The 16,405-nt window shown below is 57.4% G+C and carries 13 protein-coding genes and 1 pseudogene; 5 read left to right on the forward strand and 9 right to left on the reverse strand.

The features are described 5' to 3' along the window. The first annotated feature begins 67 nt into the window (after window positions 1-67). From bla to ACVV26_RS17050, 3 genes and pseudogenes are all read left to right on the forward strand, one after another. The gene (gene bla, locus ACVV26_RS17040; RefSeq protein WP_474798406.1) at window positions 68-931 is read left to right on the forward strand and encodes a class A beta-lactamase; all 864 of its coding nucleotides are present in this window, start codon (window positions 68-70) and stop codon (window positions 929-931) included. Between the two features lie 278 nt (window positions 932-1,209). Then, window positions 1,210-1,467 carry a YjhX family toxin gene (locus ACVV26_RS17045; RefSeq protein ID WP_474798407.1) on the forward strand — a complete coding sequence of 86 codons (258 nt, stop codon included), beginning with the start codon at window positions 1,210-1,212 and terminating at the stop codon, window positions 1,465-1,467. Then, a pseudogene (locus ACVV26_RS17050) lies at window positions 1,421-2,224 on the forward strand (SAM-dependent methyltransferase); the annotation flags it as partial. The gene ACVV26_RS17045 and the pseudogene ACVV26_RS17050, both read left to right, overlap by 47 nt. Before the next feature lie 40 nt (window positions 2,225-2,264). On the opposite strand, the gene ACVV26_RS17055 reads toward ACVV26_RS17050, so the two are convergent. After that, a complete protein-coding gene (locus ACVV26_RS17055) occupies window positions 2,265-3,683 on the reverse strand; it encodes an aminotransferase-like domain-containing protein (RefSeq protein WP_474798409.1) in 1,419 nt (472 codons plus the stop codon). 175 nt (window positions 3,684-3,858) lie between these two features. Here ACVV26_RS17055 and ACVV26_RS17060 point away from each other — a divergent pair, with 175 nt between their 5' ends. Continuing rightward, window positions 3,859-4,020, forward strand: coding sequence for a DUF1127 domain-containing protein (locus ACVV26_RS17060; RefSeq protein WP_474798410.1), 162 nt, complete (start codon window positions 3,859-3,861; stop codon window positions 4,018-4,020). Between the two features lie 185 nt (window positions 4,021-4,205). Next, a complete protein-coding gene (locus tag ACVV26_RS17065) occupies window positions 4,206-5,375 on the forward strand; it encodes a coiled-coil domain-containing protein (protein ID WP_474798411.1) in 1,170 nt (389 codons plus the stop codon). A 53-nt stretch (window positions 5,376-5,428) separates the two neighbouring features. Here the strand turns inward: ACVV26_RS17065 and ACVV26_RS17070 are convergent, their stop codons facing one another. The 8 genes from ACVV26_RS17070 to ACVV26_RS17105 all read right to left on the reverse strand — a co-directional run bounded on the left by ACVV26_RS17070 (window position 5,429) and on the right by ACVV26_RS17105 (window position 16,342). Continuing rightward, window positions 5,429-6,811: a VasL domain-containing protein gene (locus tag ACVV26_RS17070; RefSeq protein WP_474798412.1), complete on the reverse strand. Its 1,383-nt coding sequence runs from the start codon at window positions 6,809-6,811 to the stop codon at window positions 5,429-5,431. 49 nt (window positions 6,812-6,860) lie between these two features. Then, a complete protein-coding gene (locus ACVV26_RS17075) occupies window positions 6,861-7,334 on the reverse strand; it encodes a hypothetical protein (protein WP_474798414.1) in 474 nt (157 codons plus the stop codon). A 22-nt stretch (window positions 7,335-7,356) separates the two neighbouring features. Next, window positions 7,357-7,812 carry a type VI secretion system baseplate subunit TssE gene (gene tssE, locus ACVV26_RS17080; RefSeq protein WP_474798415.1) on the reverse strand — a complete coding sequence of 152 codons (456 nt, stop codon included), beginning with the start codon at window positions 7,810-7,812 and terminating at the stop codon, window positions 7,357-7,359. Next, window positions 7,812-8,357, reverse strand: coding sequence for a type VI secretion system lipoprotein TssJ (gene tssJ, locus ACVV26_RS17085; RefSeq protein WP_474798416.1), 546 nt, complete (start codon window positions 8,355-8,357; stop codon window positions 7,812-7,814). The genes tssE and tssJ overlap by 1 nt, the downstream gene beginning before the upstream one ends. Next, the gene (gene tssG, locus ACVV26_RS17090) at window positions 8,335-9,420 is read right to left on the reverse strand and encodes a type VI secretion system baseplate subunit TssG (protein WP_474798418.1); all 1,086 of its coding nucleotides are present in this window, start codon (window positions 9,418-9,420) and stop codon (window positions 8,335-8,337) included. The genes tssJ and tssG overlap by 23 nt, the downstream gene beginning before the upstream one ends. Then, a complete protein-coding gene (gene tssF, locus ACVV26_RS17095; RefSeq protein ID WP_474798419.1) occupies window positions 9,384-11,138 on the reverse strand; it encodes a type VI secretion system baseplate subunit TssF in 1,755 nt (584 codons plus the stop codon). Before tssF ends, tssG begins: the two co-directional genes overlap by 37 nt. Before the next feature lie 156 nt (window positions 11,139-11,294). Continuing rightward, window positions 11,295-12,896, reverse strand: a complete 1,602-nt coding sequence (tssA, locus tag ACVV26_RS17100) for a type VI secretion system protein TssA (RefSeq protein ID WP_474798420.1) — start codon at window positions 12,894-12,896, stop codon at window positions 11,295-11,297. Next, complete coding sequence (locus tag ACVV26_RS17105) at window positions 12,896-16,342, reverse strand: ImcF-related family protein (protein ID WP_474798421.1); 3,447 nt, start codon at window positions 16,340-16,342, stop codon at window positions 12,896-12,898. Before ACVV26_RS17105 ends, tssA begins: the two co-directional genes overlap by 1 nt. Between the last annotated feature and the right edge of the window lie 63 nt (window positions 16,343-16,405).

Here is a 16,405-nt window from a genome sequence, read left to right on the forward strand (position 1 = left end):
TTACTTTATAAACGTCTCTGTCTCCGTTGACCAAAACCGTGCCGAACGTGGCATTTAAGGACAAATAATGAAACGTATTATCGGCGCGGCCGCTTTTATTGTGCTGGCTCTGCTCCCGCCTGCGAGGGCAGTCATTTCCCCGGCAATGACAGATTTTCTACAGCAACAGGAAAAGCGGCTTAACGCCAGGATAGGGATGGCGGTAGTGAATGCGCAGGGGAAGCCGGTGTTCGGCTATCGGCAGGATGAGCGGTTCCCGCTGACCAGCACCTTTAAAACGCTGGCCTGCGCCGCGCTGCTTGAGCAGTTGCAGAAAAACGGCGGATCGCTGGATGAACAGGTCACGATCCAACCCGATGAACTGCTGGACTACGCGCCGATTGCCAAAAACTATCTGGCTCCCGCGACGATCTCGCTGGGCACGCTGTGCATGGCGGCGGTGAGTTACAGCGACAACACCGCGGGCAACCGCATTCTGGCGTATCTTGGCGGGCCGGGGTCAGTGACCCGGTTTATGCGTGGCATTGGCGATAACGTGACCCGGCTGGATCGCACCGAGCCGACGCTGAATGAAGCCACGCCTGGCGATGCGCGCGATACCTCCTCGCCGAAAAACATGGCGGCGGGACTGCAAAAAATTCTCACCTCAACGGTGCTCACGCCGGCAAACCGGGCAACGCTGGAAAACTGGATGCGGGAAGATAAAGTCGGCGATGCGCTGTTGCGCGCCGCGCTGCCCAAAGGCTGGGCGATTGCCGATAAAACCGGGGCCGGCGGTTTCGGTTCACGGGCGATAATTGCCGCGGTTTACCCGCCGAAGCAGGCACCGTTTTATGTGGCGATTTATCTCACCCAAACGGAGGCGACAATGCAAATGGCCAATATGGCGATTGCACAGATCGGTGAGCGGCTTTTTGCTGAGTACCGATAGCCATCATTGAGTACTCTGTGGCGTGGCGGGATAACGTTTCCCGCAACGGATCACAGTTTTCAGGATCGCTGATATCCCTGTAAACACGGCGTGTTATTATTCACTCCGTAAATACCTTTCAACTCAACCCGAGGCTTTGATGCTGGAGAATGTCATCATCCGATAATCAGCGCCCCGACCTGTTCAGGCCGGACTGATTATCAATGCGCCGAAATTGTATGCGGGCACCGCTGTGTGTTTGCACGTTTTGCACATGATGATGACACAGGTTTTCCAGTATGAATTTATCCCGTCAGGAACAACGTACCTTACACGTTCTCGCCAAAGGTGGACGTATTGCCTACGTCCGCGATGCTTCAGGCCGCGTCACTGCCGTTGAATGCTACAGCCGCGAAGGGCTGCTGCTGGCCGACTGCACGCTCGCCGTGTTTAAAAAACTCAAAACCAAAAAACTGATCAAATCCGTCAATGGCCAGCCCTACCGCATCAATACCGCGGGTCTCAACAATGTTCGGGCTGAGCTTGATAACCGTTAAGGAGAACACAATGGATATCCCACGTATTTTTACTATTAGTGAAAGCGAGCACCGCATCCACAATCCGTTCACGCCACAGAAATACGCCACGCTTGGCCGGGTGCTACGTCTGAAGCCGGGTGCGCGGATCCTCGACCTGGGTTGCGGATCGGGGGAGATGCTCTGCACCTGGGCGCGCGATTATGACATCACCGGCCTCGGCATCGACATCAGCCCGCTATTCAGCAAACAGGCCACCCTGCGTGCTGAAGAACTCGGCGTATCCGGGCAGGTTAATTTCATCCATAGCGACGCCGCCGGTTTTGTGGCTGAGGAGAAATGCGACGTGGCAGCCTGTGCGGGTGCCACCTGGATTGCGGGTGGCGTCCCCGGCACGATTGCGCTGCTGGAAAAGAGCCTCAGGCCTGGCGGCATCATCCTTATCGGCGAGCCGTACTGGCACCAGCATCCCGCTGATGACGAGACGGCCAGAGCGTGTGGCGTCACGTCTGCCAGCGATTTTCTCACGCTTCCTGCGCTTGTCGCCTCATTCGACCCGCTCGGCTACGACGTGGTGGAAATGGTGCTGGCAGACCAGGAAGGCTGGGACAGATATGAAGCCGCTAAGTGGCTAACGATGCGCCGCTGGCTGGAGGAGAACCCAGACGATGCGTTCGCCGGAGAAGTCCGGCAGACGCTAACCCAGGCACCTGTACGTCATGTGACCTGGACGCGGGAATATGTCGGCTGGGGCGTGTTTGCCCTGATGGCGCGCTAAAGAAAAGCGGCCGGTATAGCCTGGCGGGCTATACCGGCTTTTAGGCTCCTTCCATCGCACGTTGCACCGCCTCGCCAATCTGCTTAAGCGCATTGCGGTTGCGCTCGTTCGGCGGCAGCGCACAGTTGATGCGCAGACAGTTGCGATATTTCCCTGACGCCGAGAATAGCGAGCCGGCAGCAACCTGAATGTTCTGAAGCCGTAGTTGCTTGCTGACAGAAACCATATCCACCTCTTCAGGCAACTCAAGCCACAGCAAAAAGCCGCCCTGCGGGCGCGTCATGCAAATTCCACACGGGAAATATTGCCGCACCAGGCAGGTGTACGTTTCCATATTTTGTTGGTAAATCTGGCGCATACGCCGCACGTGGCGATGATAGTGGCCGTCGCGGATAAAGGCGGCGACCGCCATCTGGGTCGCCGGTACGCCAAAACTGCTGGCGGCATATTTCATATGCACCACCCTGTCGTAATAACGCCCCGGCGCGATCCAGCCCACGCGCAGGCCCGGCGCGACACTCTTGGTAATGGAGCTGCACAACAATACGCGACCATCGACATCATACGATTTTAGGGTGGAAGGACGCGGATAAGCCGCCGCCAGCTCACCGTAAATATCATCCTCAAAAATCACGATATCGTGACGCTGGGCTAATGCCAGAATTTGCCGCTTGCGGTTATCGGGCATGATAAAACCCAGCGGATTATTGCAGTTTGGCACCAGAATCACGCCTTTGATCGGCCACTGCTCAAGCGCCAGTTCCAGCGCTTCAATACTGATACCCGTTTGCGAATCGGTGGGGATTTCGATGGCTTTGATATCGAACCCGCGCAGCATCTGCATGGTGCCGTGATAAGACGGCGACTCGACCGCTACGATATCCCCGGCTTTGCATACCGACAGCAGGGCTATCGCCAGCGCGCCGTGGCAACCGCTGGTCACGACAATTTCATCCGGCGAGACCACTGCCCCGCCATCCAGCATCAGACGGGCGATTTGCTCACGCAACTCCTGGCGCCCGGTGAGCATGTCATAACTCAATACCGCTTCCGGCTGATGCTGGGCCACCCGGCTGATTTCGCGCCACAGAGGCTTGAGCCCAGGCTGGTCGAGATCCGGCGATCCGCTGCCAAAAGGGACCATATCTTTATCCCCGCGAGTATCAAGCAGCGTCATGACTTCATCCCACTGGGACACTTCCACCGGGCGCTGAACCGGACGCGTCATGGCCGGGACCGGCGGCTGCGCCTTACGGGGCGAAACAAAATAACCGGAGCGCGGCAGCGGCGTAATAAGCTGAAGGTTTTCGAGCAGCCGGTAGGCCTGCTGTATGGTGCTGATGCTCACGCCGTGTTGCTGGCTCAGCGAACGCACCGAGGGCAAACGCTCGCCGCTGCGATACAGACCCTGTTCAATACGCTCGGCCAGCAGATTGGCCAGATGTTGGTAACGCGTCATGCTGTATCCTTGGGTGGCATCATACAGATTAATAAACCGGTACAGTTTGCCGCTAAAAACGGCATTCAGATAACGTTTTAACCAATCTGTATGTTAAATAAAAGTAGTTTTTGGCTCTGTATTGCCTGGCGGGAATTGCATGATGATAAAGCCTCTAACCAGTGAGGAAAACATCATGGAATTCAATGAAAATCGTTCAAAACGTCCGTTTATCCTGTTTATCTGGCTGTGGGAGGCGCTAAAAAATGGGTATCGCCTTCACCGGACGCGCCGGATTTTGCAGGGCATGAGTGATGAGCAGTTAAAGGACGTAGGGCTTTCGCGCCATGATTTTTAAGTTTTCTGGGGGGTTATAGGGCAAATCTTCCGTATAACCCTACCGGGATTTAAACAGGCGTCACAGCAGACAGAAACTAAAGAATTCCCCCATCGCGCCGATCATGATACGTGTGTATTATTTGCGCTGCACTGAGCGACAACTAACCTTAACTCAAATACTTAAGCGCTGAAGCGAAAAGCATCATGAGCACACCGATCAAACGGCTGGAAATCATTAAAAATGCCATTGAGCTGGAAGATGACGACATCATCCAGAACCAACTGGTACGGCTGAGAAACGAAGCGTTTGGCGATGAGCTACAGGCCATCGTCACGGCGCTCGAAGCGAAAAACTACACCACCGCAATGGCAGCGATTACTGCCTGGCTGCAAAGCCAGCGTGCCATGACGCAGTGGCGCGATCCGCAAATGGCGGCCAGCAAGCTGGAACTGAAAGCGCTGGAGGAGCGCCTGCGCGATCTCATTGACCGCCGCAATGCGCGGGTACAGCAGTTGGATGAGTTTAACGATCTCTATTTCTCGCGCCTTGGGCCGTTAATGCAGCAGATCCTCTCTCTGCGCAAAACGCTGGCGGAGCTGAACCTGCGCCGTCAGCAGGCGGAAGCGCGCCGCCGTGAAGAAGATTACCGCCGCTGCCAGCACTATATGGCCCAGGCGGTGGAGGTGTTGGCAACGCTCACTCAACGCTGGCGCGAACTGCCGGCGGACTCCGTACAGGCTGCCGATGCGCGTAAGCATTTGCAACAGCAAAGCGATCTGATTGCCAATCTGCTCGCCGAAGCGCTGGAACTGGAAACAGGGCTAACCCGCGAAGAAGAGCCTGCGCGGAAGGCCCGGGACCGGGCAAACGAAGAGTTCGAGAAATACCGCGAACAGCACCACGATGCGGAGATTCGGTTGCGTAAAGGCAAGGCGCTGTCGGAAGAGGACCGCAACGAGCTGAAACGGCTGTGGCGCCAGGCAAGCAAGCTCTGCCACCCGGATTTAGTCGCCGAGGATCGGAAAGAAGAAGCGAATGCCATTATGGTACAGCTTAATCAGGCGAAGCAGCGCGGCGATGTGAAGGCCATTCGCTCACTGGTTGCCCGCCTGCAACACGGCTTTGAGCCGCTAATGGCCAGCGACACGCTGAACGATCTGGAACGGATCCGTAAAAGAATGGCGCAGGTTCGCGAGCAAATCGATACCCTGGTGAGCGAACTGGCGGAGCTGGAAAAAGAAGAATCCTGGCTGTTGGTCTCGTCGCTGAACAATATGGAAACGTATTTTGCCCAACAGGAGAAAGCCCTGCACGACGTGCGCGCCTCGCTCGAACACCAGGTCAACGAAGCGCAGAGTGATGTTGCAGCGTAGTAGCGGGCCGTAACGCCTTCAGTCAATTCTATTCCGTTACGACGCCCTTGCGTTTACGGGGTGGCACGAGCAGGTTTTCCTGCCGGAACCCCGGTTTTATCTACTGACAGTTGTTCCAGAACGTAGATTAGCGAATCCAGGTGGCGTGCGGCCTGTTCAATGCTGGCTCCGGGGGAATTGACTTCTCCCGTTTCGGTAACCAACTGCCGCAACTGTTCTTCCACCGGGACGGCACCGGCAAACGTGCTGGTAATACGCCAGACAATCGTCTTCAGCTCGCTGCCGGTCAGATATTTACCCTTCTGCCTGTCCAGCGCATCCAACTGTGCCGACAGGGCACGAAGCTGCATCATGCCGTCATGCCAGCCATTCAGTTCACTGGCAGGCAGCGTTCTGGCTACCTGATACTGCGCCCACTGCTGCACCAGTGCCCGGGTTGCAGGATCATCCGGCCACAGGGCCTGCGCCTGCGAGACCAGTCCCTGACCGTAGCGAAGACGCCAGCCTGGCGCCTGGCGGGTGATCCAGTTGACCTGGTTCGTGATATGCGCAATCCACGGTTGGGAATGCGATGGGCTGTTATTCGTTGCGCGGAAGGCGTCTATCTGCGAGGGGGTCATGGGTTCCGGCACCCGGGCTACTGATGCGGCCATCGCCTGTGTGGCCTCATCCGGACGCTGGAGCGCCTGCCCGCTAAAAACGGTGACAGCACTGAGTACCAGTGCAGTCGCCATGCCGGCCATAAAAGCGGGCCAGCGTTTCGGTGTTGCCGGGACGTCCTCTGTTACCTGAACGCCAACTTCAGGCTCTTTCCGGATGACATAGACCAGACGACTGGCCGGAGCCGCCTCTTGCGTTAGGCTCAACGCCTGGTGAGGAATCATGCTGTCAGCAGGGACATCCTCAGGATGAGGGCTGTTTTCGAGACGGCTTAACGCGCTCTGGATCAACTGCATCATCGGTTTCATCGGGCAGGCGTGACTCAGCTCCTGGCGCCTGAGAATCTCCTTCATCTCCTGGAGCTGCTTTTCCGCCAGCGCCAGGGCAGGAACATCTGCGGGGCTCAGCGAAAAGGTACGAAAGAGCTTCTGTAACCGCTGTAGCAGGCCATTGAGTATCTCTGCCCGGGCATGCGCTGGCTGTGGCCAGAGTTGCGCCCACTGGTGGCTCAGCAGCGCATTCAGGATGTTCACCCCCTCGTTCATCCCGCTGATCCGCGCCAGATGGCTGCGCGCAAGGGTGTACCAGGCGCAGGTCTGCAACTCCACGCCGTTTATTTCAAACAGGGAGAGTGAGAGGGCTTCCACCTGTTTCCAGTCGACGTCCGGGCGTGCCGGATGTGTCAGCTTACTTATCTCATCGCGCAACGCCATAAATTCTGACAATGGGCGCGGATCGCCGCCGGTTCTCACCGGGCGGGGGTGTTCGTTATACATATTAAGGTCATCCGTGGGGATTAAGGAGAATCGGGTTCAGATGCAGTGGCTACCCGGGAAGCAGGGAGGCAATCAGGGTAAAGAACGCGTCTTCATCAAACCGGGCAGGTTTCCCGCTGAGCGTTCCGGCCGGGCGCCATGTCCAGTCATTCTCTGTTCCGCTGCGCATAAACAGGCGGTACAAAGGCCGGATACCACCCGCTGTACACAGACTGGCTTCGATACACCCGGTCACACCCTGCCCGTAAAGAAAAATGGGCGTAAACCGGATACTCCGTTGCGGGTAGTGCAGCGTGATGCCCGGGACTGAAAACGCGCTACTGCTTACCAGTAATTCAACCAGGGAGGTGTTTGTGGTTTCGGTGCGGATCTCTGTCCCGGCGAGCCATATCTCCATGGTCTCCTGCAACTGGCTTATCCGCTGGCGGAACGCCGCGATATCGGCCTCTGCCCGGGTGTTAAAGGTGGCGCTGCGGGGTAGCTGGTCCAGTAGCTTCTTCAAAAAACGTGCTTTAGCCGTCATGCTTTCTCGGTCTGGTGTGAGGTTAGAGGCAGGCCCGGGCATCAAGATATTGCTGCTGTCTGAGGTGGCGTATCAGCACACGGCCTTCGGGCATAAATTCGGTGCCGTAGCGCACCAGGCCAATCCCCCTGAGTTCGGCATCAATCGCATAGCGCAGCTCGCCCGGCATGTCCTGCTCGAGCAGTACCACGTTAATTTTCTTCAGCCGCGGTTCGTATTTGAGCAAGACGGCCGACAGAGTGCCCATGAGTTGATGGGCTGTACCCGGCATTCCCTGCAGGATTTTGGTCATATCCGGCAAGCCGTAGTCCGGCAGGTGCGCCAGCGTACCGGCGCGGCAGTTAAGCACACGCTGCATGTTATCGAGTACGGATAAAATCACCTGGTTCTGCTCACTGACCTGACTGAGGGCGAGGCCGCCAGAGAAGTTACCGCTCAGCATTTCATACAGCGATGGCGTGTTGTGTCCCTCTGGCATCAGTCATCCTTTAGCGGCTGTAACGTGAGTTGATTATTCCCGGCTTCCAGAATGCGCGGCTTATCCGGATCCAAATCGTCGCGTTTGATAACCCGCTTCCAGGTGTTGTTCACCATATCCGGATGACGGAACAGGCCTACCACGGCCACAAACTGTGCGTCCTCTTCCATCGGCATATCGAGGCTTGCATCACCCCCCGGTTTCACCACCACATCACGGCTGGCCAGCAGTTCGTCTTTCAGCACAGTTTCGCCGTCCTGGAGCAACTGCTGATAGACCGTTTTATCAAAGGCCTTACGGTCTTTTAGCTGGTAGACCCGTACCACGACAGGTTCGGACAGGGAGTTGCTTTCCCGTGCATCGGTATTGAGCGCTTCACGCGCCGTGAAATCCAGATGCAGGTTCTTAATCTTCTTGTAAAACAGAGAGGTATAGACTGATTTCGTGCCATCTGCGACGCCCTGCGTCACACCGCAGCCCGTCAGGCTCAAAGCCAGCACTGGCAGCAGCCAGCGTGTGGATTTAGTCAAATTTGTACGTAACACGTCGGTTTCCTTGTTGTGGTGTTGCGGGCTGAAGTCCTGTGTAATAGCCCAGTTCCGTCGTAAAGGTTTGAGGAATATCCTCTGATAGTTCTGCGCTGTCTGCGCCCAGCACGCCATTCATGCCAAGCCAGAAAGGGCCATCACCGAGAGGCGGGGCAATCAGAAGACGGGTACTGACTGTGAGCATGATTCTGGCTTTGAATCGCCAGCCCAGATAGACCCGCAGCATGACCAGAAAATCCTGATACAGCAGGCCATCAGGCTTCCAGCCCTGCGCCTCCTGCTCATTATCTGTCGCCAGCGACACCTGCAACTGGCTACTGGCATCCATGGCTTCTTCACCGAGCGGCGTGTTGCCATCCATCAGAAAATCTTCATCGCCGTAAAACCCCAGTGGATGACTGAGCTCAACCGGCCGCAGGCAGTATGGACTGACCTTCACCGTGGTATGCGGTGCCAGCAGGCTCACCAGTGACTGCATTCCCTCCTGCGTTTTTCCAGGTTGTTGCAGTACGCCAAGCAGTGACAAAAAGCGCGAAACCGGGGTGGCGATATGCTCTGCGGTGCCCGGAATGCCCAGCCCCACCAGCCCCAGCAGTGACTGTGAAATGCTGTCAGTACCGCCAGGCTCAAACGTGGCCGGGTAAGAGTGTTTACGCCAGATGCGGTAAAACTGCGTCAGGATGCGATGGCTGAAGATATCCAGAAACCCCTGTAACGCCTCATGCCCTTCCCGCTGCTGGGTGATGTCGTCGAGATAGGCCGTCGGCAACGGTGAATCGACCCCGTACATCCCCATAAACGTGGTGCGGATAACCGGCGGCTTGCTGTCATCGTCCTCGTCATACTCGACGGCTTTCAGTTCACTGGCCGGAAACCCCATCCCGGGATGCGGGGCAAAGCGCACCGGGTCATCGGCGGGATGGCTGGTTGAGCCCATCAGCGGTCTGCCCGGGTTACGCTTCTCCAACAGTTGGCAGAAACGGTAAAAGTTAATCCGGTGAAGGTCGGCTTCCAGCCGAGGGGTTAGCCGGGAATGCGGCGGTTGTGCTTCTCTTCCCATTCCAGGCGTTCTCCGGTGGGTTGCAGGATGATAATCAAGCGATTAAACAGGTAAATATCGGTGTAGAGGGCAAAGAAGCGGCTCAGCATCTCACCGAACAGGCAGATATCGCCGCGACCGGCAAAGCCGTGGCTGTTCAGTGTCACTTCAATTTGCACACCGCGCACCAGATAGCCCTGTTCGAAGCGCTCAGTTTCACTGTGCTTCACCTCGATGATGGCTTCCAGACGACGGCGGTTCATCTCGCTGTCTGTCCACTCATACAGTGCCAGGGTGCCGCGTAGCACGTCAGCGTTATCCATCATCGAAAGAAAACCGCTGCCGAGGTGGCTCAGCACGCGCCAGTGAAAACGGTCCTGCGCCGGTGGATAGCAGGGCAACGTCGGGGCGCAGAGATTGCGCACCGCAATGCTGACCGAAGTGGTTTTCATCACCGTATCGAGCACCGTGCTCTGTAGCGCCCGCCGCGGCAACTGACCATTGGTACCGGTGAGCGTCAACGACAGGCTTTCATCTTCCGGCACGGTGTGATTATCAAAGGCTTCGCCGCCAAGAATCAGCCAGGTGTTATGCAGCCCGGACGGGCCGCGGCGCACGCGGGTGTGGTAGTAATATTCCGGGGCGTCATGGCGCATCATCCCGCCTTTATGGCGGAAACTGGAGAACGGTACGTAGGTATGCTGGCTGGATGATATGACCGAGTCCACGGCGTAAATCTCGGTATGGCCGTCCTGCACACGCATCGGACGCAGCATGTACTCTGTCTGTAGGGAGTTTAACGTCAGCGGGTCGGATTCCAGCGTGAACAGGTTAATCACCGGCACGCAATTCAAGCGCAGATGCTTCCCGGTAAAGCTGAAGTCATGCTCCCAGCGTTCAGCCAGCACCACGTCGATTTCAAACCAGCGGAGTTCAGCCGGGAAAGCCACGGTTTCCAGCCCACGCAAGCCGGTAAACATAAATTTCTCACGGAAGGTGAAGTACTCCAGCAACAGCTGGTAACCGCTGAAACTACTGTTATCCTTCGGCCACAGGTCATCGTCATCACCAAACCCAACTGCGGTGAAATGACCGCCAAGCGGCCTTCTGTCCACATCACCGGGAAGGCGCAACCACATCCTGGCCACATTCATGGTGAAGGCTTCGTGCATGGCACAAGCTAGCGGCGCATCAGCATTGAAATAGAACGGAATATAACTGAGATCGACACGGCTCCAGTCCGCCAGCTGGCTGCAGTTGAAGCGCAGCGTGATAACTGACCGACCATCAGGATCGGTCGCCAGGCTGGCGTGCTCCAGCGACAGCGGCTGAAGTGTGATGTCTTTGGTGGTTGTGTACCGGCAGCGCGTGCCTTTTTCGCCAATGGGCCGGGAATTAATTTCAAAGCCTTTGCCAATGCGCATCGGCTCTTTCATTCCACGCCAGTCGGGAGTGAACTCCACCACGGACATCGACGGAATGGTGCGCAGGTAATGCGGCCATAACAGGCTGACCAGCCCTTCGGTCAGTTCGGGTAAATCATCATCAAGCTTCTCGCGCAGGCGGCCCATCAGGAAGGCAAAGCCTTCAAACAGGCGCTCCACGTACGGATCGCGCGCGCCCGCTTTGTCGAGGTTAAGCATTGCCGCCTGCTCCGGGTGAGCTCGGGCGAATTCTTCGCCGGCTTCCAGCAGGTAGCGCATTTCAGCGTCGTAATAACGCAGGGTTAAGTCGTCCATAGATAACCTGAGTATTGTGTGACCATCCGGTTAAGCGTGCTGGTCAAGAGTGAAGGTTTTAAACTTCGTAGGTGCGTTCCTGATGGGAAGGAATTAACGTTGCCGCACACGGACAGCCACTTTTACTGTGTAACGTGCCCGCGTATTTCTGGCCATTCACCCTGTTAGCACTGCAGCACTGGCAGGATCGAGTGCGATCAGTGCCCCAAGCAGCCTGTCCATCTCTGGCTGCAAACGGGCTTTATCCGTCTCGCCACGAGTGGCTTTCATGCGCAGCAGTCTGAGGCGCCGTGATTTGACTTCAAACAACAGCGCGGGTGTCCACTGCGTGAGGGTGATGGATTGTGCCGTGCTGTCGAGCTCGTCCAACAAATGCAGGGCAAGCTCATTCTTGCCTTTCTGTTCCGCCACACGGGCCATCAGCAGGCGCAGCAGCCATTTATCTTTTGTTGAGTCCGTGCCAGGTCGTGTCTGCAGCCAGAGGAGTGTGGCATCCAGACCGTCAGTGTCAGCTTTCTCCAGCGCTTCCGGTTCAAGAGCCAGAAGCTCGCTCTCGACTGCGCTGACGACGCTGACCGGTTCATTGCGCCAACCGGACATATCGTCCAGCACACTTTGGTTTATCCAGTCCAGCGTGACTTCATCGGCAAACGGCGTCCCGTCGTTAAAGGCCAGCGTTTCCAGCCCGATGAGGCGACGAAGCAAACCTTTCAGGTCCGCAACGATAATCTCCGCAAGGATATCCTGCCCTGACTTCACCAGAGCCTGATGGATATACCACTGTAAATCGAGCCAAAGATGATTCGCACCACGAGAAAAGGCACTGTCCGCCTGCTCCAGAATTTCCGACCAGCTCTTTTGCAGGTACAGACGTTTGAGCATGGCCCGCTGATCCGCCCGTGGAGGTTCAATACGTGTTTTTCCCTCCGCATCGGGGGCTGGAATGGCTCTCAGGGTGTCATGACGCAGACTCTTCATCAGCCGGTGTGATGCCAGCCAGCCATCTGGCTGCTCACGCAGATACTCCGTCAGGATCCGGGCCTGAGCCAGCAAATCCTGACCCGACGTGATGCGAGTCAGTGCTGGCGCAGCACTGCCCGTTGCGTCAGACGTATGCATGTTCTGAGTGATATTACTGGCGTTCTGAGGCACCACGGCATCCACGCCACCCGCCTTTATCAGGCGGGATTCAAGTGCGCTGTACAGAGCATTCAGCTCCGGCCGGGACGCTTCCGGTTCTGCCTCAAGGCAGCGCTGAATGAGCAACAGCGCCCCGGTGGTGCGCTGTGCCTCTTCCTGTACGACTTCCGGCCAGAGTGACAGGCTGTCGAGTACACGGGAGCCTGTTAGCCATTCCAGTGCGGCTTTTCGGCTGCGATCGCGTTGCGGATGCAGCAGTGTGCCGAAGCATTGCAACATTCCCGCCAGCAGTTCCAGCCCTTCGGCAAAACCAGTCTCGCCGTCCTGATGCAGGCGGGCCCAGCAGTAATAGGTGGCAACCCGAATATCCTGAGCAGTAGTCGTCAGTAATTTTTCCGCCAGTTGGCAAATCAGAGCGGTATCAGTGCCGGAGAGTTTGTTGACCTCTTCACGGATACGCTGAAAATCATCGTCGTAACCGGGATCTTCGCCGGTCGGGCTGGCGTCGCTTATCGGTGCATACCAGCGACGCCAGTTTTCGGTTCGTCCCTGCGCCTGCTGTCGCAGCAGCGCGTCGTCCGCCTGACAGGCGGCAACCAGATTCTGCAGATTGCTCATTATTCTATTCCGTCCATGTCACTGTTTTCCGTGTTGACCATCAGCGCCTGAGCCGTGGCCGCGCTGTCGACGCTAAAAATCCGGTCCGGCAGCGTGAAGCCGCGCAGGGCCAGCAATGCCAGAGGTCCCTTGCCAAGTTGTGAGCGCAGCACCCACTGCAGCGTGCTGCCATCCGGGGTTGTAAAACTCATCATCCACTGACTGTGGTCAAGCTGCTGGCGCTTGCCCTGATCCAGCCAGCGAATAAAGCCCCAAGTCCCACTGTAATCACCAAACAGACGCGCCCCGGCGTTAACCGTGGTCCAGGTCAACATGGTGCCTGGTTTGTAGTTGTCTCCAGGCCAGCGGAAGCTCTGCCAGTCGGCCATTTGGTTAAAGTAATGCAGTTTTTGTCCATCGATGGTGAGTTGGGTTTCCACCACCTGCGGTACAGGACGCCCCTGAAGTTCGAAGCTGATGCCCTGGCTGCCGTCGGTAAACAAAATATCCGACAACTGGCTCAGTTGATTAATGGCCTGCAGGAAGGCCGGGTTAAAGCTCAGCCCCTGGCTGTTGACCTTATCCGGCACCCACTGGCTGCCCTCCTTGTGCAGCACACCGCTGAGCTCCGTCGACAGGAAGCGCTCTATACGTCCGCTGTCCTTGCGTACAAATTCAGCCAGCATCGGCAGGGAGGCATCACTTTTGCTGACGGCAAACGGGAAGCGTCCGTCAAATGCCGTTTGCCAGTTCGCCACTACGGAGCGACTCCATTTGTCATTAAGACTCGCCGCCGACGGTTGAAGCACCGTTTCCCACGCCTGGGTCAGTGGCTGCACAAACATCGTGCTGCCAAAGCCGCTCCACTCTTCACCAAGGCTCGCCGAAATCAGACTGCCGTACTGCTGGGTGTCGGTCAGATCCACGCTTTTGCCCTGGAATACGGTCTGCGCCAGGGTCTGCATCATCTCCTGCGGGTCAGAGGCGCTGGCAACCTGTTGCAGGCGCAGGCGCACGCGGGTGATACGGGTCAGATACGTCTGCAGGCTCAGTGAGTTATCAGCCGACATAACGTTGTTGCCTTTGTTTTTGCCCAGAAGCTGAAGCAGTGGACCAAAGGTGTCATCCAGCGGCCCCTGCGGGCCTGATGCAGACTGGTCAATCACGGGTTTGTCTTTTCCCCCCACCAGGTCTTTCGCCGATTTGATGATGGAGTCCGAAAGGCCTTCGCTTTGCTGGCCGGTCTGCCCCTGCCAGGCGAGGGTATTCATCAGGGCAATCAGTGGCGACTGACGCACGTCGCTCATCAGCGTCAGCTGGTCGGTCACATCGGCAATGTTATTCGCCGGGTTAAGTCGCAGACTATTAAGGAAGCTCAACCAACTGCCCGCAAAGTCGGTGAAATAACGTTGCGTCAGGCGCGCTTTCAGTGCTTCCGGCGACAGGTCCGGGGATACGGCTTTTCGGCTGTCGCTCAGCACCCAGTCGATTTCATCCCGGCGGGAACTGGCGGCTTTCTCGATGGCCTGCTGAACTCCCCCTTCCCATGCCTGGCGGGTGAACATGCCCGGCACCACTTCCTCGGTGGTAAACAGGCGGCGGGCATCTGTACCGCTGGTCATGTCTTCCAGAGACACATCCGCAAAGTTACGACGTACGGATTTAAGCATGTTCTCATACAGCGTACTTTCCGCGTTGCGCCGTCCTATTTGCTGCAACAGCACCTGACGGCTCTGGCTGACCAGGGATGCATCGGGGGTAATTTTCCACTGCGGCTGTTGCGGCAGTTCGTCCATGTAAAATGCCCACAGGTCCGGCGACAGGCTCTGCCACAGGCCGGTGGAAATACCCGTCCGGGTCGGCTGGACCGCCTTCATGGTTTGGGCATAGAACTCCCCATCCGCTTTGTCCGGGCGCGCCATCATCAGCCAGGCTTTCAGTTGGTCGTAGCCGGGTTTTGCCAGTTGCGCACGCTGGTCGCTGTTCGGCGCTGAGCTCGCCAGCGCGGTGAGCGTCTGGCTCAGCGCGGCACTGGCCGGGTCGCGGAGCAGGCGGTTGTTCGCCACGCCATACCACGGAAGCATGGCGCTCAGGAGTTGTGGGTTATGATCAAGGCCGAAACGCTGATACCACGGGGCTCCGTCCTGAACATGATGTTGCAGGCGACCGGCATCGTTACGCAGCGCATGTAAGGCCGTGAGCTGGTAATCAGAAACGGAGGGGTGTTCAACCAGGGCACGAGCCTGTTCAGCAACAGAAACTATCTGCAGGCGGTTTACCGCAAACGACAGCAGCATCCCCGCCCCCCAGAGACCGATAATGGCCATCAACGTCCAGGCAAACGTCTGTTCCCACGCCATACCGACACGCACGCCGCGCGCACGCATACAGTCTGCCCTTACCCCCTGCCAGATTGCCGGGGCGGGCCAACGATGGGAATGAAGGTCACCATCCGTTTTCCTGTCCGCCGTCAGCGACGGGCTGAACATCAGGCCGCGCAGCGGAACACGTTTCAGGCGCTCCGTCAGCCACGGTGTCAGAAGCGTGCTCCAGCGGGCAATGCCCTGTTTCTCAAGGAAGCGCCCGAAACGCAGCAGATAATCATGGGCCGGGTCAGCGCACATCTGCTGCATCCCCTGTTCACGCAGCGACGGCAGAATGGCGCGAAGCTGGCGTTCGACCACCTCCGGCGTGGCCCGTGCCGGAAACAGCGCGCCCACGGTCTGGGTGATGCGGGTATCCTGCGACCACAGGGTGTCGCATACCTGCCACAGATACACCGGCGGCTGCCAGTGCAGCGCCTCCCCGACCTGCTCCAGGGTGCGAAGAGAGTTATCCAGCGCGCCGGCTGTCGCCTGTATCTCATCAAGCGCCAGCACGATGCCGTCCAGAGGACGACTGCGGCGCAGCTTACGCAGGGCGCTCAGGCGTTCGGTGTCCACCGCAGATGACAGGCTGCCGCCGTAAATCAGTACCGTGTGGTTGCCCTCCAGCCACTGTTTCTCTGCAAGACCGGGGGCGATGGCGGCGATGTGTGCAGGTTCACCGACGACCAGCAGCAGGCGAACTTTACTGCGCCAGAAGCGGTTGTAACGGCGGCGAAGATGGGCCACCATTTTGCGAAAACTATCGTCATCTGTGCTGGCAGCTGTTTTCTTTTTCTCCGCCGTTGTGGCATTCCCCTTACCCGCAGCCAGCGCCTTCGCTTTCAGATACCCGTGCCCCCCCACGCTCCGGCTGGTAAACATCAGGATCAGGATGCCGGAAAATAAAATCAGGGTAACGAAAGCCCCGGCAATCAAAGAGACCCACCACACAACAGAATCCCGCCGAATATTCACCCACTCAGGATGTAATATCAGCAACAGGCAGGTGCCGCCGCCCAGCCCCAGAATAGCAACACAAAGCAGCCACAACTGAATGCCGGAATTTTTGAATATGTTAAATAATGAGCGAAAGCGCTTCACTACGGTTTACTCCTGTAAGGAAACTGACGGACAGCAGGAGCGGTCCTGTTACAGCGATGAGAG

It is taken from the genome of Atlantibacter sp. MEI4A-1023, from assembly GCF_056155425.1.